The 510-nt window shown below is 43.1% G+C and carries 1 protein-coding gene; it reads left to right on the top strand.

Translation table 11 applies throughout. The features are described 5' to 3' along the window. Positions 1–9: 9 nt before the first annotated feature. On the top strand, positions 10–510 hold a 501-nt coding region (locus Q0954_RS34390; RefSeq protein WP_299466729.1), incomplete at its 3' end, for a sensor histidine kinase.

Here is a 510-nt window from a genome sequence, read left to right as displayed (position 1 = left end):
AACAATCAAATGATGATCGATACAATCCAACAATCATTAATATCAGAAGGCTTGCAGGAAGCTCGGCAACTGGTGCAGACAATGAAGCAAAAAGCTTACAAATTGGCAAATACCGATTTGCTCAAAAGAATCAGCGAACTCGAAGATACCCTTCGCAGCATCGATGATGTCAATAACATCTCCACCGAAGCTGTTCACATAGAGAAGTGCAGCCTGAAGGCGCTCATTGACATGGCTTACCAAATGTACCATCTCTACTTTAGTCGCAAAGACATTCGTTTTTCGAGCTATGTGGCAAACTTGCACGTGAGGGTAGATAAAATGAGCTTTTTTAGAATGTTCTTTAGCCTGGTGCACTATATGGGCAAGCACGCCCACCCCGATGAAGAGCGTTTTATCAGCATTGAAGCGGCGGCTTATAATAACCAAACTATTGCGATGTATATAGAAGACAATGGCCTGTATCCGACCAGCAATACCGATATTTTCGACCATTCGTTCAAACGACGG

The sequence above is a fragment of the uncultured Microscilla sp. genome, from assembly GCF_947493425.1.
Taxonomy (GTDB): domain Bacteria; phylum Bacteroidota; class Bacteroidia; order Cytophagales; family Microscillaceae; genus Microscilla.
This window is presented reverse-complemented; position numbering and strand designations above follow the sequence as displayed.